Below are 21,743 nucleotides of genomic sequence, written 5' to 3' on the forward strand. Positions count from 1 at the left end.
AAATCTGATGTTTCAAAGTACTAGGCGACTGCAGGGAGCGTAGTGTCCGTACAAAGAATCACTGCGATTGGCTCACTGAGTGAGACCTGCAACCCAGAAACCCGTACGTTGAGAAACGACCCAAAATCACAAGAAGGCAAGAAACAAGTTTACGCAGCACCCGCAGCACAAATCAGCAAGTTTTGATTGGAGGATCATAATGAATCGACTATTTTCTTATGAAGGATGGTACTATCGGGTCTTTGCTTTTTTAGCAGATATGATCATTGTTAGTTTTCTCTTTATGATTCCAGCAATGACGCTGATTCTCGCAGGACCAGCATTGATCGCGCTGTATCAGACGATCGATCAATTGTACAAGGAACGGGATGTCCCGATTTGGCAACGATACAAGCAAGCATTCTTAAGCAACCTCAAACGTGGTCTCTTCTTAGAAGGTCTTGTTATTGCGTATGTCGCAGTCTTTGCCGGTTTGATCTATTCCTTGATGATGCTTACACCTTACTTTGGCGTTTTAGCCGTGATCCTCGTCAGCTTGGCTGCGCTGTATCTCGTCGTGTTCGTTCTCTTGTACAGTTTGTTTGCGCAATCATTGCAAGAAACAGCGAAAGAAACGGCATATGCGGTTCTTAGCAGTACGGCGAATGCGATCATTTTACTGGTGATCCCAATCATTGTTTTTGTATTGTGCAGCAAAGTAAACCTATTCTTATTTGTTTGTTTAGGCATTTCAGGATCAGCCTTTGTACAAGTGTTGTTTTTCAATAAAGTATTAGCGAAGGGAGAAGAGACAAATGACTGAATCGACCGCGACGGATCGATCCTATTTTTGGGCTTCGGTCCAACAAGAACTTGACACCCTTCCGCTAGCCTTTGAAAGAACCAAACAAGCGCCTTTGCTGAAAGGGATCGATTGTTTTACGATTTCTTTTCAAAGTCTTGGTAATGAAACGATCTATGGGCATCTGCTGCTGCCAGAACAAGCGGCAGATTGTCCAATCGTGATTGATTTTTTAGGCTATATGAATCATGTGCAAGAACCGTTCCAATTTGCTCATTGGTTATTGATCGGCTGCGGCTGTCTTGTCATCGACAATCGCGGGCAAGGGGGACGCACGCAAGATCAGGTTCCCTATGAAACCACGCAGCATGAAGCACCTTTTGGACGCGGCATCTTGAAAAAAGAAGATTTTTATATGAAGCGATTGGTCGCAGATAGTTTGCGCACACTAGAAGTCCTTCAACAGATACCGGAAATCGATCCGCAGCGCATTATTTTAAGAGGCGGCTCACAAGGAGGCGGCATCGCCTTATTGGTCAACGCATTAACGAACGTCCCGATTTTTGCGACGTTTGCCGATGTGCCAAGCCACTCCAATCTTGTCCATCGGATCGAACAAAAAACAGGAAGTTACCAGGTGATTCAAGAGTATATCGAACAATTTCCAGAAACGCGGGAAACGATCTATCAAGTCATGAGTTATTTTGATTTGAAGTATTTTGCTCATCAGATAACTGGTCCTGTTTATACATCGGTCGGCAGTGCTGATCCCATCTGTCCCATGGAAGATTTCTTCGTTTCCTATAAAAAGATTCCTGGACCGAAAGAATTGCGTATTTACTTAAATAAAGGGCATGGCGGCGGCGAAGCGAAACAAATCCGACGTGAGATGCAGCAAATCACAAAATTACTCAAAGGAAATGAATGCAGATGAAAGCAGCAACCTATAATCTACGAGTCGATACCGACTATGACCAAGAATGGCAATGGCACTATCGATCGGAGGCGGTCTGCTCCTTGATCGATTACTACGACTGGGATGTTCTGGCGATCCAAGAAGCTCGTCCCAGCCAATTTGCAGATTTAGCAAAGTTAGCGCAGTATGCTTCCGTCACGGCTGAACGTGACGGGGATGGCTTAGGCGAAGGCATCGGACTGTATTATCAAAAAGAGGCTTTCGAGTTATTAAATTCAGGTTCGTTTTGGTTGTCATTGACACCGACTGAACCAAGTATTCATCCAGAAGCTGCGTATCCACGCTTATGTGTTTGGGCAGTCTTGCAGGAAAAAAAGAATCCGCCGTTTCTTGCTATCACGACTCATTTAGATAATATTTCAGAAATGGCTCGTTTTGAAGGGATGAAAGTGATCCTTGAGCAGCTGGCAGATCAGATCGAACGCTATCCTGTATTGCTGATGGGCGACTTGAATGCGGAGCCAACGGAGCGGGTGCATCGGTACTTAGAGCGGCATTTTCAAAATGCCAAAGAACATGGACAGAAGCCCCATCATGGGCCAAAAGGCTCCTATCAAAATTTTATTTATACGTTACCATGGCAAGAACTAGAAGAAATTGATTATATCTATACGAAAGGCTTCACGGTGGTCAAAACCGCCTGTCTAACGGATTCTTGTGATCGTCGTTTTCCCTCCGATCATTTCCCTTTAGAAGCAGAAGTCCAATTTGAAGAAAGCAAAGGATGAATAAAAATGGAACAGCAGAAATTAACCGAACTACTTTCAGAAATGACCTTAGATGAAAAAATCGATCAGTTGCTGCAACTGGCAGCGGCTTTTTATTCAGATAAAGCAGAAGAGAAAACAGGTCCGATGGGCGACTTAGGACTGACACAAGAAAACATCAACAATGCGGGAACAACGCTAGGTGTTTCTGGTGCAAAAGAAGCGATCCGCGTCCAAAAAGAGTATATCGCCAATAACCGCTTGAATATCCCGACGATATTGATGGCGGACATCATTCACGGCTTTCGGACGATTTTCCCGATTCCATTAGGATTAGGTAGTTCATGGGATTTGGCAGCAGCGGAGAAAATGGCGGAAGTATCTGCCAAAGAAGCAGCTGTTTCTGGCTTGCATGTGACCTTTTCACCGATGGTGGACTTAGTAAGAGACCCACGCTGGGGCCGTGTCATGGAATCGACGGGGGAAGATCCTTACTTGAACAGTCGCTTCGCTGAAGCCTTCGTCAAAGGCTATCAAGGGGATGATCTGCGAACGGATTTCAACCGCGTGGCTGCTTGCGTCAAACATTTTGCGGCTTACGGTGCGGCTATCGGTGGTCGCGATTACAACACGGTCAATATGTCAGAACGCCAACTGCGAGAAAGTTATTTGCCAGGCTATAAAGCAGCCCTTGATGCTGGTGCCAAGCTGGTGATGACCTCCTTTAATACGGTAGACGGCATTCCAGCAACGGCCAATCGCTGGCTTTTCCGCGATGTTTTGCGAGAAGAATTCGGGTTTGAAGGCGTTGTGATCTCTGACTGGGCAGCAATCAAAGAAGTGATCGCTCATGGCGCAGCGGAGGATGAAAAACATGCCGCTGAACTAGCCATCAAAGCTGGGGTCGATATCGAGATGATGACGACTTGCTACACCGATAACTTGAAAGAGTTGATCGCAGAAGGCACCGTTGAGGAAGCCTTAGTCGATGAAGCGGTGCTAAGAATCTTGACCTTAAAAAATGAGCTGGGGCTATTTGAAAATCCATACCGCGGCGCTGATGAAGCCGCTGAAGCAGCCACTGTTTTGTCTCAAGAACACCGAGAGATCGCCAGCGATATCGCAAAGAAATCAATGGTGTTGTTGAAAAATGAAGGTGTCCTGCCGTTACAGAAAACCGAAAAAGTCGCGATCGTGGGCCCAGGTGCTCACTCCCGTGATCTATTAGGTGCTTGGTCTTGGCAAGGGAAACAAGAAGAAGTAGTGACATTAGTGGAGGGTGCCCAAGCCTTGGGTGCGGATCTGTTGATCGGTCAAGAGCCCTTTGATTATTTTGCACCGTCTGAAACGGCGATCCAAGAAGCAATCGAATTAGTGAAGGCAGCGGATAAAGTGGTCCTAGCGCTAGGAGAGCAGGAATGGATGAGCGGCGAAGCTGCCAGCCGCAGCGACATTCGTTTGCCGCAAGCCCAATTGTCCTTGGTTGAAACCTTAAAAGAATACAACGAGCAATTGATCGTAACTCTTTATAACGGTCGTCCTCTTGATTTGCAAGGTGTGGATGCAGCCAAAGCGATCGTCGAGGCTTGGTTCCCTGGAACCGAAGGCGGAAACGCACTTGCTCAGATCCTGTGGGGAGAATACAATCCAAGCGGTCGCTTGAGCATGTCATTCCCAGAAACCGTTGGACAAGTTCCTGTGTATTACAACGTTGACAATACCGGTCGTCCTTATGAAAGTGCACCGGATGAAAAATATGTCTCGAAATATTTGGATGTCTCCAATTATGCCAAATATCCATTTGGGTTTGGCTTGAGTTATAGCCCAGTTGCGTATTCTGCGGTGACGTTGGATCAGCCGACTATGACCAAAGATCAAACGGTCACGGCTTCCATCACTGTTACGAACCAAGGAACAGCAGCGGTCTGGGAAACGGTCCAATGCTACATTCGCGATTTAGTCGGTGAAGTGGTTCGCCCAGTGAAAGAACTGAAAGGCTTTAAGAAAATTTGGCTAGAGGCTGGCGAATCAGCAACCGTTCAATTTGAGATCACGGAAGAACTGCTGCGCTATGTCCACAGCAACCAACAATTAAGCAGTGATCCAGGGAAATTCCACATCATGATTGGTGGGAACAGCCGAGACACCCAACAAACAACCCTGCAATTAGTTAGGTAAGATAGGAAGGTTTCTATGACGAAAAAAATAGTGATGAATAACGCAAATACGACCGTGACGTTTTTACCAAACGGTGATTTATATGAGATCCAAAGTCACGGTGTGATGATCAATCAGTTGAACGGAAATGCGCTAGATGGTAGTTTGAATCAAATCTATCTACGTCTGCGTGAGCCGGGGGAGTTGTCCTTTATTCCCTTGATCGGTTCAAATGCTAACAGTGCCTTTGCCTACTCAGAAAAACAGCTGACTTGGACTGGGACGTACCAGTCCATCGATTACCAAGTTGATTTCCAATTGGCACAAGATTGCTGGTTCTGGCGGGTTCAATTGAGTGGTTCTGGGGAAGCGGAACTAGTTTACGGACAAGATCTTGGTAATGCCGCCAAAGGTGCTGTTCAATCCAATGAAGCCTATGTTTCGCAATATATCGACCATCATGTTAGCCATGATAAGAGTCGCATCGTGCTTTCTTCGCGCCAAAATCAACCACAAAATGGTCAATTTCCATTAGTGGAACAGGGCAGCTTCCAAGCCTTAAAAGGCTTCTCGACGGATGGCTATCAATTTTTCGGTCGCAGCTACAAAGAAACGAATCAACCAGCTGCACTTAGCCAAGAAACGTTAGCCAATGAAGTGTATCAATACGAATTTGCCTATACGGCACTGCAAACGCAATGGTTGACGGTAAGTGAGACGCCTACGGAAATCGTTTTTTACGCAGCGGTCAAAGCCAATCAAGCGACGGCAGTCAATGAACCGCAGTTTGCACTTGAAACGCTGAAAGAAACGTATCAAGCCTTGTCCTTTGACTCGTTGCAAGCAACGGCGCAGCCACGAAAAAACTTCGGTCGACCGCTCACAGGGCTGACATTTTCCACAGAAGAAATCAACGAACGGTTCCCGCAGCAAGAAGCAGTGGAAATCGTTGATAAGCAGCTTTATTCCTTTTTTACCCCTGACTATCACCATGTCGTGTTGAAGGAAAAAGAAGCACAGATGGAACGCTCCCATGGGCATATTTTGATGAGCGGACAAGAGTTGATCGTTGATCACCCCATTTTGAGCACGACTGTTTACATGACGGGGATGTTTAACTCCCAAATCGTATTAGGTAATACGAACATGAATAAATTGTTGAGTAATAGCCGCAACTCATTGAATCTGTTCAAACGTTCTGGTCAGCGGATCTACCTGAAAGACGGCGATCAATGGCGGATTTTAACGATGCCATCTGCTTTTGAAATGGGCTTGAATTCGGCGACGTGGTACTACAAAACAGCGGATGATGTCATTCAAGTAACGACCTTCACGAAAGCAAACGGACGCACGATCGCAACCACCATCACCAGTGAAGCAGGACGTGCCTACACCTGGGCCATCACTAATCAATTTGTGATGGGGATCGATGAAGCCGCACCGACTGCTGCTGTTACGCAAGACCAACAATTGCTCACCATCAAAGGAACAGCGGATTCACCGATTGCGGAAACTTATCCAGAATTGACGTATTATCTCCATGCAGCTCAGCCTTTTGAACTGACCGATGAAGCAATCTTCAATGTGGCCGCTGCTGATAGCACGACCGTATTGACCTTTGCAGAACAGGCGACGGTTTCCTTCGTGATCCAAGGCACACTGACTGGTGAACCCTTTGTTTCCGAAACGTTAGATCGCCAGCAAGAAGACACTGCCTATACGGCCTTTGTCGATGATTTGTTGAATCAGTTTGAATTGAAACATTCGCAGGCGGACGTTACATCCTTCAATCACTTGGCACGTTGGTACACCCACAATATGCTTGTTCATTACCTGTCTCCTCATGGTCTTGAACAGTACGGTGGTGCTGCTTGGGGGACTCGAGACGTTTCCCAAGGACCGACTGAGTATTTCTTAGCACTTAATCGTCCTGAAATGGTGGCGTCCATCATCGAGCATTTGTTTGAAAATCAATTTGCAGATGACGGCAACTGGCCACAATGGTTTATGTTTGATCGCTATGAGAAACAAAAAGCCGATGAGAGCCACGGAGATGTGATCGTCTGGCCAATGAAAGTCGTTAGTGACTATCTCGAAAAAACCAAAGATTTCGCGATTTTGGAAAAAGAACTGTCTTATACGGATCGCGCAACCTTCTTGAAAACCAAGACCAAAGCTTCGTTGTTTGATCATTTGAAAAAAGAAGTAGCGTATATCGAAGCGAACTTCTTGGAAGGAACGTACCTGTCTTGTTATGGTGATGGCGATTGGGATGATACCTTGCAGCCAAATAACAGTAAGTTGAAGAAACAAATGGCCAGCAGTTGGACCGTTGCCTTGACCTATGAAGTATTGAAAAAATTAGCCAGCCAGTTGCAGTCATTTGACCCAGAGTATGCCAAACATTTAACAAAACTGTCTAAGGGCATCAAACACGACTTTGAAAAATACATGTTAGCTGATGGCACTTTGCCAGGATTTGTCTATATGGAAAATAGCGAGCACGTGGAACTGATGGTCCATCCGACTGACAAGAAAACTGGTATCCAATACCGCTTGCTGCCGATGCAACAAAGCATGATCGGTGAGCTGTTATCTCCCGAACAAGCCGATCATCATGTGGCGATCATCAAGGAGCATTTGCAATTTCCAGATGGGGTGCGCTTGATGAATCGTCCAGCGACTTATGCGGGAGGTGTCAGCACCAATTTCAAGCGAGCAGAACAAGCAGCCAACTTTGGACGAGAAATCGGTTTGCAGTACGTTCACGCCCACATCCGCTTTACCGAAGCGATGGCGAAATTAGGTCGAGAAGAAGAGACTTGGCAAGCGCTTGGGGTCATCAATCCGATCCAGATCGCTCAACGGGTCGAAAACGCGGAGATCCGTCAAGCAAACGCGTATTTCAGCAGTTCTGATGGCGATTTCAAAACAAGGGTTGAAGCCCAAGAAAATTTTGGTAAACTTAAGGAGGCAGCAGTCGGCGTCAAAGGCGGCTGGCGCATCTATTCTAGTGGTCCAGGGATCTATATGAATCAGTTGATCAGCAATGTGTTAGGCATTCGGACCTTTGTTGATCACGTTGAACTTGATCCTGTCTTGCCAGAGGAGCTAGCAGGATTGACATTGACGTATCGACTCTTTGATCGGCCGGTCGAAATCGTCTATCATTCGGCAAGTACACCGAAAGTATTGATCAACGGGGAAGAAATGTCCACTGAGTTTGCGGAAAATCGCTACCGTCAAGGTGCGCTTGTCCTGAAGAAAGTAGCACTTTGCGCCAAATTAAACGAAAACCAAACCAACACGATCGATATTTATCGTTAAGAAAGGAGAAGCCATGGTAGGAATCAAAGATATTGCCCAAAAAGCGGGTGTCTCCATATCCACCGTTTCGTATGCATTGAATGGCAGTCCAAAAGTGACCGAGGAAACCCGTGCGCGGATTCAAGCGATCGCAAACGAATTGAACTATGTTCCGAACATGGCTGCTCGCACGCTGAAACGCAGACAAACCAACATCATCGGTGTTTATCTCGCCGATTATGCCGGAAGTTTTTATGGGGAATTGCTAGATGGCATCAAGAAAGGGTTGGAACTTTTCGGCTATGAAATGATCGTCTGCAGCGGCAAGAAATCACACTTGTTTATTCCTGAGCGGATGGTGGACGGTGCCATCATTTTGGATTGGACGTTTCCAGCAAAGGAAATCGAGCAATACGCCCAACGAGGACATCAAATCGTCGTGTTAGACCGTGTCTTGTCTCATGAAAATATCCATCAAGTCTTGTTGGACAATAAAGGAGGGGCGGCGCTGGCGATCGATCGCTTGATCGCTGGACAAAGCCAAAAAGTCTTCCTCTTAGCAGGGCCAGAAAAAGGCTACGACAGTCGGGAGCGCTTGGAAGCCAGTACGAAAGAATTGACGCGCTTTGGTATTCCTTATGAAGTCATTCCTGGTGACTTCACGGAACCTTCTGGTTATCGAGCGGCAAAACAGCTCTTAGCAAATGATCCCCAGTTTCCCATTGATATCTTTGCTTTCAATGATGAAATGGCGATCGGTGTCTACAAATATGTCCGCGAGACCGACTATCGCATCGGAAAAGAGATCCGCATCATCGGGTTTGATAACACGGAATTAGGCGCTTTTGTGCAGCCGCGCTTAGCGACGATCTCCTATTCGAAACATCGATGGGGCATGGTGGCAGCTGAGAAAATCGTACAATCGATCCAAGGGGAACCAGTGGCGGACGAGCATATTTATACCACTTTTGTGGATGGCGGATCATTTATTTAATTGATCCATTAAAGGAAAAAGAGTTGAAAAAGCCTCAAACAGAGAACGCTGTTTGAGGCTTTTTTTGCGTTATTTCAAAAATAACTTTACTTATTTTATCAAAATCAGTGATTTATAAAAAAAATAATAATTTTTATTTTGTTATTTTATATGCAATGGAATTTTTAAATAACGTTTTTTATTCATTTTTGATTATAACATTATCATTATCTACAGTCAGAAGATAGGAAGCGCTCTTTTAACTTATTATTTTAGGTCGTTAGAAGAGAGTTTTGTGCCGCTGAATTTTGTCAAATATTTTAACTTTTTATTTATTTTTCTCATCTTAATTTAATTATGAGTGTTGATTTATCCCTCGTTTTTTGTATGATTTATGAAAGAGAAAAGCATTTTTTTGAAAAGAATCGATGGTTCATCCTGATAATTTGCGCTTTTTTTCAATCGATGAGTCACAGATAGCTCTAAGATGTGGAAGTTACAAAAATCAGAATTATGAAAAATCAATTATAATCATAATTTTGAATGGAAGAAAAAAAGAATTATAATTCTCTTTCGCCAACTCGCTAAACTAAGAGTTGTAACACAGGGCGTGCACTGCGCGATACGTTTATTTTTTTAAGATAGGAGGGATAAAGTGAAACGGTTTTTAACAACTTTACTTGTTTTTCTACTAACATCAGGTCCGTGTTTTTCATATGCAATGGTAGTGGCACAAGCCGAAAGTGTTACAAAAACAAGTGAAGAACAAAGTATGTCTTCTTCTGACCCTGTCGTTTCATCGATCGACAGTCTGGAAGAGACGAACGAAACTGAAGTGCAAGCATCTAGTGAACCTGCTTCGACAGATTCGTCTACAGGAGCCACTGACACAGCTTCATCTGAAACAGAAGCTTCATCGGAAGCTGCAGAAGAAGTACAGGTGACCTTTCTGACAGACACGGAGCATCTATTTGCTACCGGGGAAACCCGCACTCAGATCAGCAAAAACAAAGGGGAAGCACTAAAAGAAAGTGAGTTGCCAGTTTTCGAAGATGATACTGCTTTTGAAGGCTGGTCGTTAGATGGCACGGTCTATACAAGTCAAGCGTTGACCGAATTGATTCTCACGGAGAACCAAACCTTAACTGCTGTTTTTAAACCGACGGTTAAGGCAAGAGCGGCGGACATCTCATTGGCAGAGCAATCGATCAAAGAGATCATTGCAGAAGCCGATAAAACGAAAGTGATCGCTGTACCAAGCCCAGCTGGAGATGGATCAGCATATGCGGAATACACCAATAGTGCTGAAGGCATTCGTCAAGCGTTGTTTGATATGTATCAAAACGGCAATGGCCAAGAATTTGCTTTGTATGTTGGCTCGGGTGGATCGCTATCACTGCCAACGAATCTGACTTCAAAGACGATTCCAGCCACAGTCGATAATACGAACATGACTTTTTATGCGCTACAAGGAAAAGTCAGCCGCTTGATCATCACAGGGCATAGTGATGATCCCATCACAGATGCAACAACGTTGACCACTGGGAGTCGCACGGTTGCACTTGGCACGGACATTTACTTCGGTTCTGATGTAGTGATTCGAAACCTCAATTATAGTGGTACGAGGATGTACATGAATGGGTATAGCCTTTCATTGAACGGTGGGTCCACCGGGAATGGTCTTGCGATTTATGGGGGAAGCAACAATGGCGACCTTTCGGGAAACCCAACAATCACATTGAATGCGACAGGTTCAGGAACTTGGAACATTTATGGGGGGAATCAAAACGGTGGTACGTTGACCGGGAATACAGCGATTGTCGTAAATAATACAGTAGGTAATATCAGTACGATCGCTGGAGGTGCCAATATCGGTACGATTGATGGGAATACCAGTGTCACGATCAATCGTTTGAATGGGACCTTAGGTAGTTATTATGGCGGTGGTTTTGGAACAAACGCTTCCAATACAGCCAATGTGACAGGCAATGTTGAAACGACGATTCAAACCACCAATGCAAGCTTCCGTTTAAGTACTTTTGCTGGTGGCGTTCAATATGGCAACATCAATGGAACGATCCGCAGTACGATCTCGGGTGCTGGCGGTTGGTCAGGGATATCCAATCGGTTTGTAGGCGGTTCATTTTATGGCAACATCGGCTCTGACCGTTCTAAGGATGCCATCGTGACCAACCTTGATGCCAGCAGCTATTCCACTGGACGGAGTGAATTTGAAGGTGGCAACCGGAATACTGGTACCATCACAGGAAACATCGTCAACACCGTGAAAGCGGGACCGAGTGCCAGCGTTGGCGGAATTGGTGATTTTAACGGCGGTGGGGGAAACAACGTTAGTACCTTGACTCAAAGTTCAATGGGGGCTTCGAATACGACGACGTATGACAATTATACTCCTGAGCAACGAGCAGCACTGGCAGAAGCAGCGGCAAGTTTTAAAGTTTATGGCGATATCACTTCTCATCTAGTCAGCGGGTCCTTTTCAAACGGTGCGATTTATTCGACGGCAGCTGGTCGAGGCGGCTATGTTGAGGGAAATACGACGATTGAAGTTGGTACGATCACTTCGGATGGTAGTCCTGGGGGAGATGGGATTGCTTACACAGGCACCAGACCGACAAATCTAGATTACTCAACGAGCAATAAAACGAGAGGTTATTCATCTGGATGGGATATCGTTGGTGGCGGCGGTTATCCAGGAACAGCTTGGGATATCTATATTAAAGGGAATACCAAAACGATCTTGAATAACACGGTTGCTCGCTGGACCTACGGTGGTTCCTTCTCAGGTGTCATTGAGGGAAATTCTTCCAATACTTTGAACTCTGGGATCGTCGATACGCTAGAAGGAACAGGCTATACTGGACGCCGTGTTTACGGAGATGGACGAACGACAGTAAATAATGGGCAAGTAGACTGGTTTTTATCTGGTGGCGGCTGGGATGACTTATTAGTGACCGGCAATGTCGCAGTAACGGTTTATGATGGGGTGATCAATGCCTCACTCGGTGCCTCTTATGGTGTCGCTTCTTCCCACACCATTAACGGAAACTCAGATAATCGAGTGTTTGGCGGAAACTTCTCAGGTACTCCGCGTACAGGGTCTAATGGTTTTTCAGGCGGTGTTACGAACAATGGACGGTTATTAGGAAATGCCAGTTTGACATTGGATTTGAGAAATTACGATGGTGAGTTTGCCCTTCCTTCTGGAACGAACATCTCAGGCGGTAATCCGTTTAACAGTACAAATATCGTTGGGACCGACAGCTCCAATACGATTACATTGAACATTTACACAAAGCCGGGGTCAGATGCGCTGAATGGGGCAACGATCTATGGTGATGGCGGACGGACTGCTAGCAATACGAGAAGCGGCAAAATTTATATGAATATCCAGGCGGAAGGATCAAGTATCGGGAATTTATACACCACGTATTATTCCAATATTTCTTCCAATCAAATTTTAAGAGATGTCGAGATGCGACTTCAAGGAGCCAAAAGTATCAATGGGATCTCAGGCGGAAACGCGTCAGATAACTTTACGAACACGATCGTAGCCAACAGCAGTAATCAAGTGAAGATGAACTTTGGTGAAAATGTCGATGGGACAGCTTCTTATCAAACTGATCCAATCGCTGTGACGGGTCTGGGGATCGTCAACTTTACCGAATTGAATGTGACAAACGGCATCAAGCTGATGGCCAATGGGGGAGACATCAAAAATGGCCGTTCAGCGACTGCTGCCAATCACGCAACGACCTATCATCAGTTCGGTGACATCCATCTTTCCAAAGATGCTGGTATCGGGATTTCTTCCGCAACGAATTTGATTTCAGGGGCGAAGTTAACGGTAGAAGACAAAGGGACGATCGAGTCGCCGCCGGGAACGGGGCGAATCAATCTCTCGGATTTCGCCACACCAGATACGGATAAAGATCATTTAACGTGGCTGAAAACGACGACCAATGATGCAGGTTCTCGAGTCAACAGTCAAGGAACGTGGTTTGGGGCGGTTAGTGCCTATCAAGTACTGACCATAAATCCAACTGCTGCTAATGCTGCAGCGATCACGCCAATCAATTTCAGCGGGATCGAAAAAGCGACTGGGAAAACCTTCATCGGGGACAACGATGTGACCAATGCAGCCAATGGGTACGGTATTGCAATACCAGGTTCGATCATTAACTACGAAGTCGAAACACCCGGAGTCGCGAATGGGATCGGTGCCATTAGTCACAATGTAACGGCAGTCAAAGAGAACAATACGCCGCTGACTTTGCAAGCATGGGGAACTGAGCAGGCGGGGACGCAGGTGCAAAAAGGGCGTTTATTGATTCCCTACACGGTAACGCAATTGCCAACATTGACGTTTACACCGGAAACCCAAACGTCCGGTTCATGGGTCTATGCGGGTCAAATCAAATCCAGCAAGCTGGATAGCACGGATCAGCAGTTGACGGAACAACCAGATTCAGAGCCAGTTGATTGGACGAGTCCTGATGGGGAGTATAGTTACGATATCAGTGTCCGCTACTCAAATAAGGCGGAAGTCCAAGCCCGCAATGTGATCCTTACAGAGCAGGAGGCACAATCGCTGACAAAAGAACAAGCCGTGACTTATCTCGAAGCCAGCGGGCGTCCTTTCTTTAAGGATACGCTGACAGATGAGGTCTTAGCTGCGATTCAAGAACCGTTAGAAACAGCGGTCTACCGCAAACAAGCGGTCACTTTTTCCGTAGGGGAAAACGATCAGAATCAGGCAGAAACTACCGTGAATCTGGTGGTGGTCAAAAATGAAAGTGTCATTTCTGCTGATCGGCAATTTGCCGTCTATGCAAAAGATGTCCGTTTGACCTTACCAGAAGCAACGGCACTGACAGATGAAGCCGCTTTGGCAGACTATACCCAAGCAACCACGATTTTTGCAGATAATCGGGCAAATGTACCACCGACTGTCGATCCACAAGCTTTTGCCGCGATCCAGCAAGCAACGGAAGATGAGCTGTTGAAAAATGTGTCAACGGCTTACCATTATGAAGCAGGCAGTCAACGGGCAGAAAAAGTCGTCAATGTCGCAGTTGCCGGCGAGCTTATTTTAAGCAGTGTGCCAACAGACTTTGATTTTGGGCAGCAGAAAGTTGCTACAGAAACACAAGATTATTGGCCAACGATCACAGGCGAGCTAGCAGTGAAAGATACGAGAGGGTCTGAACGGAGTCCATGGCGCTTGACGGTCAAAGAGCAACAGCCATTAACGGATGGGACAGATCAATTAACCGATGTCTTCCGCTTTGTGACAAACGGTCAAGAACAGATGATAACCAGTGGGGAAATGATCATCGAGGAAACGGAATTGACAGAAAATGGCACATACGTCGTGAATCAGCACTGGGGCGAAAGTCAGAATGAAGGAATCAAGCTTACCGTTCCAGTCGAACAGCAAAAAGTCGGGGACTATCAAGGAACCTTGAGCTGGCAGCTAGTTTCGGCACCTGGCAACCCATAAAGGCAGGAAAATAAATGAAAAAAATCATGATCGGTATTATTGCTGGCTGTCTATTAATGTTTCCTCAGCTCGTTTCAGCAGCCGAAGCAGGTGCCTATGACAGCAATGGCATTACTTCCTTTTTCGGTGTCTATGAAGAACCAGTTGAGGAGCCAGAAGAGCCCGTAAAAGAACAGCCAGGGAATAAACAAGTAAATCAAAAAGGCAACAACATTCTGCCGGCAACAGGGTCGGATCACTTTAATAGCTATCAAAGCAGTGGTCTTGTCGTTTTGTTGGCAGCAGGAATCATTTTAATCAAAAGGAGAACAAAAAATGAAAAAACTTTTCTTGACGGCAGGCATTCTATTGATGAGCACTGCTCTGTTACCAACAACCGTTAATGCCGCTGAATACACCTCAAATGGAGCAATCACTTTTGAAGCGGACCCGAATCCAACCAATCCAGTTGATCCGACCGATCCAGAAAAACCGGTGGATCCCGTCGATCCAACCGATCCAGATGGACCAAACCCTGGAACAGCTGGACCATTATCGATCGATTTTGCTTCAAGCTTTCAATTTGGCAACCAACTGATCACTTCCGAAACAAAAGATTATTACGCACAGCTACAAGAGTTCACAGCTGGCGCTGCTGGACCAAACTATGTGCAAGTAACAGATAAACGAGGAACGCAAGAAGGCTGGTCATTGAGCGTTGTGCAAAACGGACAATTCAAAACGGCTGATGACGAAGAACTAGTCGGGGCTTCATTATCGATCGCCTCAGGTGCAGCAACTTCGGTCACCGATATGCAGTATGCACCAACGGTTACGGCAAATCATACCTTTGTACCCGATAGTGAAATCACATTGGCCAACGCACCTGTCGGAAAAGGAATGGGCACTTGGATCTACAAGTTTGGGAACGATGCAACGGAAGGATCAACGGCAGTAAAATTAAATGTACCAGGCAGTTCCGTAAAATTAGCCAAAGAGTATCGGACGACATTGACTTGGAATTTAAAGAATGTCCCTGAAAGCAATTAAAATCACTGATTTTCAGTAAAACAGATAAAGGAGTGTCAAATAGAAATGAAAAAAACAGCATGGGTCTTTTTAAGTCTTGCCGTATTGGCAGCAGCGAGTGCAGCAACTGAGGTTTCAGCAGCTGAAGCGGCTTCTTACACCTCAAATGGGGCGGTTGATTTTATTCCAAATACCGATCCGACGAACCCAGTCAATCCAGAAAATCCAGATCCAGAAAACCCAGTCAATCCTGTGGATCCAACCGATCCAGATGGACCAAACCCTGGAACAAATGGCCCGTTATCGATCGATTATGCCTCTAGCTTAGATTTTGGTGTCAATAAAATCTCCAATAAAAACGAAGTCTATTATGCACGAGCACAAGGGTATTTGAATGACGATGACACAGCTTCTACATTAAAAACTGCCAATTATGTTCAAGTAACGGATAATCGCGGTAGTAATGCCGGTTGGCGGTTGTCTGTGAAGCAAAATGGTCAATTCAAAAACGAATCGACGTTGAATCAAGAATTGACTGGTTCTGTCATTACCCTAACAAGTCCTGCCGTTAAATCAAATGCGGTCGGCGTTACTGCTCCAGTGGCAGAAGCGACGATCACATTGGATGCAGCAGGTGCTGAATCAGTGGTGATGACCGCAGCAAATCAAACGGGTGCTGGAACATGGGTCAACGCCTGGGGAAGCGTTGAGATGGTCACTGAAATAGATAAGGATGGCCAAGAAGTACAAGCAGATGTTACCAAAGCAGTCGCACTTTCTGTACCCGGCAGCACACCAAAAGATGCCGTTAGCTACACGACTACACTAACTTGGGTATTATCAGATACACCAGGAACGGAAGGATAAGGAGTATAGACATGAAAAAAACACTAGCATTTCTCTCAGTATTAGGGCTAAGCTTCGCTGCTCCTGTACTGGCACAAGCAGCGGACAGCGCAGAATACAATTCAAACGGACAGATCACTTTTGAACCAAATACAGACCCAACCAATCCAATCAGTCCAACAGACCCAGATCCAGAAAATCCGATCAAACCAGTTGACCCAACGGACCCAGATGGACCAAATCCAGGAACCAACGGACCGCTATCGATTGATTTTGCTTCAAGCCTTTACTTTGGCACGCAAAAAATCACCTCAAAAACAGAGATCTACCATGCGGAAACCCAAAAATATGTGGATTCAGTTGGTGATAATCAAGAAGGACCAAATTTTGTCCAAGTGACAGACAATCGGGGAACAGAGAGCGGTTGGACATTGAATGTTCGCCAAAATGGTCAGTTCAAAACAGCAGAAGATCAAGAATTGACCGCCGCGCAAATTCGCTTGACGAAGGGAACTGTAGTAACACCTTCCTTGTCACCAAAACCATCAAATGTGAGTTCAACGATCACATTGAATCCAAATGGTGCCCAATCCTTAGTGATGAGTGCCCAAGATGGCGAAGGGGCAGGGACCTATCTAATGAGCTGGGGCGATAGTTTAGCTGCAGCTATGGATAGCATTGAGTTGGAAGTTCCAGGCTCAACGACAAAATATGCCAGCCAATACAACACCACGTTTACTTGGTTACTGACAGACACACCAACAAACCCATAAGTACCAGCTTTCTCCTTGAACCCTTTCGTGGTTCAAGGAGAATACATAGAAAGAAGGGACATCCATCATGAAAAAAATCAACCAGCTTTTGGCGCTCCTATTCGCAAGTATTTTCTTTTTTGTACCAACGATAGGAACCGCTTCTGAATTTAACTTTGCCGTCAATCCCGTAATTCCAGAAAATCAAATCGATAAAGAAAAAACTTATTTTGACTTGAAAATGGCGCCGGGTACGGTACAAACCGTTGAAGTCCAATTGCGTAATGACACCGATCAAGAGGTCGTCATCGCGCCAGTGATCGCTTCAGCTACCACAAACTTAAACGGAGTCGTGGAATATGGCGAAAACGACATCGAAGCGGACGAAACCTTGCCTTATGATATGGCTGATTTGATTGAAGTGGATGAAGAGATCACGATCCCCAAACAATCCCAAATCACCTTGCCCTTAAAGATCACCATGCCTTCAGAATCCTTTGAAGGGGTCATCGCAGGCGGATTGACTTTAAAAGAGACGACAGAGGAAACCGATACTGCTGACAGTGAAGAAGAGCAAGGGTTAGCTATCAAGAATGAGTATGCCTATGTCGTTGCGATTTTACTGCGTCAAAACACAACAGAAGTTTCCCCGGATCTAAAACTGCTGGATGTTGGACCAGGTCAAGTCAACGCCCGAAATACTATCAATGTCACCCTTCAAAATCCTGAAGCAGCTTACTTGAATTCATTACGCCTGATCAATGAAGTGAAGAAAAAAGGTGATAGCGACGTCTTGTATTCTTCGGATACCTCACGAATGCAAATGGCACCTAATTCCAACTTCTCGTACCCAATCTCTTTAGAAGGACAACGTTTAGAAGCAGGGACCTACGTGTTGACTTCCGTTGCCTATGGTGGAAAAAGCGATGAAGGGCAATACAAAATTGAAAATGAAGAAGGCGAAGAAGAAAGCTATCTCTATAAATGGACCTTCGAAAAAGAATTTACAGTGACGGGAGAGGTCGCACGTGATCTTAATAAGAAAGATGTGACGATCGAAACAGATTACACATGGCTTTATTTCTTGATCGGCGGACTGTTGCTACTACTCGCCTTGCTGCTGCTTTTATGGTACCGACGAAAGAAAAAAAATGAAACGGATGAAGCGTGAGCACCTTGAGAAATGCTTGATCGATGGCTTGATCATCGTAGGTATCCTTTTGCTGGCACTGCCTTTTTTAAAAGAAAGCATCGTCAGTTGGCAATTACGCACAAGCGAATTGACGATAGCGACCCAGCTGCCGACAACGATTCCAGAAGAAGAAACGATTCAAATGCCGGCTCTAGGGGATGTATTGGCTCCGCAGTCGGCAACGATCACTGGGTACGGCTTTGTCGCAATCGAGGCGATCGATTTCCAGCAGCCGCTGTTGGTGGGACTAACGAATCAACAGCTGCTGAGAGGCGGCGTCGTGATGTTTCCCGAACGTTCGTTGAAAAATAGCAATTTTGTCGTTTTAGGGCATCATCTTGGTAGACAAAGTTTGTTATTTGGTCAATTGCTAGAAGCACAGGTGGGGATGGAAGTATCAGTGACCTATCTCGAGGAGAGTCAACAGTATATCATCACGGATAAAAAAATCGTAGACGAGTCGGACTTGTCGGTGCTAGAGGAAGAACAGACACCAAAATTGACCTTGATCACTTGTCCTACGCCTACTCGAACAGAAGAACGATACGTGCTGACAGCGATTCCTGTTGAGCAGGCAACTGCCGATCACCCACAAAAACCAGCGGCGACAATCAGCACGACGAAAGCAGCAAAAGTGATGGTTGAAAAACAAGAAACGGTATGGAAACAACAATCAATGAAAAATTGGTTTATTTTATTTGTTATTTTATTTATAATTAGTGGATGTCTGCTGGGCGCCCATAAGTTGTTGGACCGTTCAGCGTCGTAGAAACATCATCAGAAGATGCGCTGATGATAAGGAGGGTGAATAAAATGAAACGCAGATTTGGCTTTGTCATTGGTGCGTGCATGATTATCGGAATGATCGATCTTGTTACAGAACAAGTCGTTTTTGCGACCATTTATAATCCGCTGGACCCCTCAGAAGAAATCGTCCCGACGGACCCACCAGAAGAAATACCAGAAAAAGTGGAGGAACCGCCAACTGAAATGGAAGAATCCAAAGAACAACCCGCGCCTGAACCAGAAACCGTTCCGAAAAAAGAGCCGGAGCGATCCTCACTGTCAGAAAGCAGTTTTTTGGAAAAGCAAAAACATTTTGCCCAACGAGTCATGCTGGAGGATGTCTTTGCGCCGGATCGTTTGAACGTCGATCTAGCACTGCCAGGAAATAATACAGATGGTGATGGCGATGATAAGCCTTCTTATCTTGCCAGCTTGTGCTACTTATTTTCAGGAAACGTCCTTTATGGCCAAAAAAACAATGGAGGCTTGAAAACGCATGTTTGTGACATTTTTGAATAAGGCGGACAAACGAAAATTGGTGATGCTGCAATATTTGGAAAACGCAGTCGCTCTTTCGGAAACGAAGGAAACATTGATGGACCAATTGACCATGTCGGAATTTTTGATCAACAAAACCGTTCAAGAATTGAATCTTGATTTTTATGAACTCGGATTGAACGAGGAATTTGAGATCGTGACCGATGGGACGGTCATTAAACTGAATGCCTCGGGCCTGGCAACTTCCGATACACTGCTGACCTATTATTTGGATCAAGCGTTGAAATTTTCCATGTTGAAAGAATGTTTTTTTGAGCAATTGTCTTCTTTATACGAATTTGCCACCAATCACTATTTAAGCCATAATCCCGTCTATAAAGAATTTAAACAGTTCAAACTGATCTTGAAAGAATATGATATTGAAGTGACGAAAGAATTTCAGCTGGTTGGGGAGGAAAGTGAGATCAGGGAATTTATTTTCCTCTTTTTTATGAAGGAATACTATCTGAATCATTCCCCTTTTCCAAAAGAAATCCTGGAAAAAGAAAAGACCTTTGATCGTTTTAATGAAAGCACCTGGCTTAAACCAGAACAGTCTGCTCGCATGCGGATTCGCAAGAAACATTATCTAGGAATCGTTTTGGCACGGATGACGAATGGTCATTACCTGCAAAACAGCGTGGAAAATGATTTAGTCTTGCCCAAACATCTCGTGATCATTGAGGAATTGAAACGCTGGCTGCAGGAGATTTTGACGATCACCGATCAAGAAGTGCTAGAGCGTGAAGCTCGAGATATTTTGCGCTTTTTGATCGTTGAGGGCTGGCTGATCGACAACAATAGCTACATCGATCAAGAACAAACCTATATCCAACAATTAAACGAGCATTTTATTCAGGCCGTCCAACAGCAGTTTTCCTTAACCGCAGATACGTTGGCACTTCTTCATGCTGAAACGACAACGATCCATTATCAGCTCTTGTCGTTTTCCTTTAGTTCTCGCTATGAATACCAATATATGGATGTGACGTATTTTCTTGAAACCTATCCAGAATATGCTGCCTTTTGCCGTAACTATCTGGAAGAAAGCCGCAACCGGCCGATCTTATGGAACAATAAAGAGTTTTTGTTTTTCAGGTACCTGATTCTGTTGATTTCCACGATTCCGCTAAAAGAGATTTTGGTTCCCTTGTATGTCTGCGTGGACTTTTCATTTGGCGATTCCTACAATCAGATGATCCAAAAGAATATCGAAAAAATCCTCGATTTAAATGTCCAATTCCAAAGTTACCCAGATGATCATACGCATCTGATTCTTTCAAACTTACCCTTTTATGGTGCATTGGGGATCGACCATATCTTATGGCTGGCACCACCTAGACCCATCGACTGGGCCAATTTCACTGAAAAAGTCAGTGTGATTCGAAGAGAACAGTTTCAAACCAAAATGGCACAATGAGCAACCTGCCGTTTAACTATCGAAAGCAACGTCTGCCACAAATGGAGGCAGGCGTTTTTTGTAGAAACCTGTCCTATTTAAAAAGCGCCAAGAATCTATTGCTCTGATGAAGGTTTCGGGTAAGGTCTGTGAAAAAGGACCATTTGATAGGATTTTTTTTTGCAGGAAAATTTGGTATGATAGAAGGAGAAGAAAAAGAGGTGCCCTATGATGGATGGGAAACAAACGAAGGCTGTGATTGGCCAGACATTGATCACCCTTTGTGAGACCAAAGAAGTGAATAAAATCAGCGTACAGGAGATCGCCGAAAAGGCGCAAGTCAATCGGCAGACGTTTTACTACCATTTTCCTGATAAAAAAGCTTTGATCCAATGGATCTATCGGCAAGATGCCCTGATTTTTTTGACGACAGAAGATGTCTCCCTTGATAACTGGGAAGAAGCCGCCTTGCGCATGCTGAAAGCAATGAAACAAGCGCCGGCCTTTTACCGCAAATCACTGGCTTATGACCGCGAAATCTTAATGAACGGATTTCTACAGATCACAGAACCGCTTTTTCAGCGCTTGTTCTTGGAGTTCGATCAAGAGCAACAATTGACGAAACAAGACATTCTATTTTATAGCCGGTTCTTTTCCTACGGCTGCGGAGGCATTTTGGAAAATTGGATTCACAACGACTTTCCAGAGACCCCTTTAGAGATTGCAACGCAATTGTTTCGTTTGGCGAAGGATGTGGAATTTTTTGGCCACCAAATCTATGAAAAAGAGGAGCAGTGAG

General features: G+C 45.1%; 17 protein-coding genes. All 17 read left to right on the forward strand.

What is annotated here, in order from left to right; all coding sequences use genetic code 11:
* Window positions 1-42: 42 nt before the first annotated feature.
* Window positions 43-186 (forward strand): hypothetical protein, encoded by a 144-nt coding sequence (locus IGJ44_RS01675; RefSeq protein ID WP_167389024.1) that lies wholly within the window; start codon window positions 43-45, stop codon window positions 184-186.
* A gap of 13 nt (window positions 187-199) precedes the next feature.
* Window positions 200-802 carry a DUF624 domain-containing protein gene (locus tag IGJ44_RS01680; protein ID WP_005232377.1) on the forward strand — a complete coding sequence of 201 codons (603 nt, stop codon included), beginning with the start codon at window positions 200-202 and terminating at the stop codon, window positions 800-802.
* Window positions 795-1,715 carry an acetylxylan esterase gene (locus IGJ44_RS01685; protein WP_016609538.1) on the forward strand — a complete coding sequence of 307 codons (921 nt, stop codon included), beginning with the start codon at window positions 795-797 and terminating at the stop codon, window positions 1,713-1,715. The genes IGJ44_RS01680 and IGJ44_RS01685 overlap by 8 nt, the downstream gene beginning before the upstream one ends.
* A complete protein-coding gene (locus tag IGJ44_RS01690; protein ID WP_167826639.1) occupies window positions 1,706-2,485 on the forward strand; it encodes an endonuclease/exonuclease/phosphatase family protein in 780 nt (259 codons plus the stop codon). Before IGJ44_RS01685 ends, IGJ44_RS01690 begins: the two co-directional genes overlap by 10 nt.
* A 6-nt stretch (window positions 2,486-2,491) precedes the next feature.
* Window positions 2,492-4,642 (forward strand): glycoside hydrolase family 3 N-terminal domain-containing protein, encoded by a 2,151-nt coding sequence (locus IGJ44_RS01695; protein ID WP_074934427.1) that lies wholly within the window; start codon window positions 2,492-2,494, stop codon window positions 4,640-4,642.
* A gap of 15 nt (window positions 4,643-4,657) precedes the next feature.
* Complete coding sequence (locus IGJ44_RS01700) at window positions 4,658-7,948, forward strand: GH36-type glycosyl hydrolase domain-containing protein (RefSeq protein WP_430606051.1); 3,291 nt, start codon at window positions 4,658-4,660, stop codon at window positions 7,946-7,948.
* A 13-nt stretch (window positions 7,949-7,961) separates the two neighbouring features.
* Window positions 7,962-8,921, forward strand: a complete 960-nt coding sequence (locus tag IGJ44_RS01705) for a LacI family DNA-binding transcriptional regulator (protein WP_005227180.1) — start codon at window positions 7,962-7,964, stop codon at window positions 8,919-8,921.
* 634 nt (window positions 8,922-9,555) lie between these two features.
* The gene (locus tag IGJ44_RS01710) at window positions 9,556-14,424 is read left to right on the forward strand and encodes a hypothetical protein (RefSeq protein WP_338325573.1); all 4,869 of its coding nucleotides are present in this window, start codon (window positions 9,556-9,558) and stop codon (window positions 14,422-14,424) included.
* 14 nt (window positions 14,425-14,438) lie between these two features.
* Window positions 14,439-14,807 carry an LPXTG cell wall anchor domain-containing protein gene (locus IGJ44_RS01715; RefSeq protein WP_010748658.1) on the forward strand — a complete coding sequence of 123 codons (369 nt, stop codon included), beginning with the start codon at window positions 14,439-14,441 and terminating at the stop codon, window positions 14,805-14,807.
* Entirely contained in the window at window positions 14,740-15,453 is a 714-nt protein-coding gene (locus IGJ44_RS01720; protein ID WP_167826641.1) for a WxL domain-containing protein, read from the forward strand. Before IGJ44_RS01715 ends, IGJ44_RS01720 begins: the two co-directional genes overlap by 68 nt.
* A gap of 45 nt (window positions 15,454-15,498) precedes the next feature.
* Window positions 15,499-16,299, forward strand: coding sequence for a WxL domain-containing protein (locus tag IGJ44_RS01725; protein WP_167826642.1), 801 nt, complete (start codon window positions 15,499-15,501; stop codon window positions 16,297-16,299).
* Between the two features lie 11 nt (window positions 16,300-16,310).
* Entirely contained in the window at window positions 16,311-17,051 is a 741-nt protein-coding gene (locus IGJ44_RS01730) for a WxL domain-containing protein (protein ID WP_142967971.1), read from the forward strand.
* Between the two features lie 67 nt (window positions 17,052-17,118).
* Complete coding sequence (locus tag IGJ44_RS01735) at window positions 17,119-18,201, forward strand: DUF916 and DUF3324 domain-containing protein (RefSeq protein ID WP_015508842.1); 1,083 nt, start codon at window positions 17,119-17,121, stop codon at window positions 18,199-18,201.
* Window positions 18,191-18,991 (forward strand): class A sortase, encoded by an 801-nt coding sequence (locus IGJ44_RS01740; protein ID WP_167826701.1) that lies wholly within the window; start codon window positions 18,191-18,193, stop codon window positions 18,989-18,991. The genes IGJ44_RS01735 and IGJ44_RS01740 overlap by 11 nt, the downstream gene beginning before the upstream one ends.
* Window positions 18,992-19,035: 44 nt before the next feature.
* The gene (locus tag IGJ44_RS01745; protein ID WP_015508844.1) at window positions 19,036-19,527 is read left to right on the forward strand and encodes a hypothetical protein; all 492 of its coding nucleotides are present in this window, start codon (window positions 19,036-19,038) and stop codon (window positions 19,525-19,527) included.
* The gene (locus tag IGJ44_RS01750; RefSeq protein WP_010748665.1) at window positions 19,505-20,965 is read left to right on the forward strand and encodes a helix-turn-helix domain-containing protein; all 1,461 of its coding nucleotides are present in this window, start codon (window positions 19,505-19,507) and stop codon (window positions 20,963-20,965) included. The genes IGJ44_RS01745 and IGJ44_RS01750 overlap by 23 nt, the downstream gene beginning before the upstream one ends.
* A 207-nt stretch (window positions 20,966-21,172) precedes the next feature.
* Entirely contained in the window at window positions 21,173-21,742 is a 570-nt protein-coding gene (locus IGJ44_RS01755; protein ID WP_142967973.1) for a TetR/AcrR family transcriptional regulator, read from the forward strand.
* Window position 21,743 lies beyond the last annotated feature (1 nt).

The organism is Enterococcus sp. DIV1368d, from assembly GCF_050542975.1.
Classification (GTDB): Bacteria; Bacillota; Bacilli; order Lactobacillales; family Enterococcaceae; genus Enterococcus_D; species Enterococcus_D casseliflavus.